The organism is Flavobacterium polysaccharolyticum, from assembly GCF_038739875.1.
In the GTDB taxonomy this organism is placed as follows: domain Bacteria; phylum Bacteroidota; class Bacteroidia; order Flavobacteriales; family Flavobacteriaceae; genus Flavobacterium; species Flavobacterium polysaccharolyticum.
Map to the genome: position 1 here is coordinate 1 of NZ_JBCGDP010000115.1, position 250 is coordinate 250.

General features: G+C 37.6%; 1 protein-coding gene. It reads left to right on the plus strand.

Annotated features, from left to right (window positions below; translation table 11 throughout):
* The coding region (locus WFZ86_RS20305) for a hypothetical protein (RefSeq protein ID WP_342693637.1) at positions 1-250 on the plus strand (250 nt) is incomplete at both ends.

The window sequence follows — 250 nt, forward strand, 5'->3', positions numbered from 1 at the left end:
ACCGATGTAGATAGCAGTTCGTTTACGTATTCTTTAGTAGCTGGAGCTGGTGATACCGATAATGCTGCGTTTACCATTTCAGGTAGTGATTTGAAAATTACTGCGAGTCCTGATTTTGAAACAAAAGATTCCTACTCTGTTCGCGTAAGAACTTTCGATGGAACATCCACTTTCGAAAAAGCATTTACTATTTTCATTAATGATGTGAATGAAGCACCAACGGATATTACTTTGTCTGATTCTGACATTG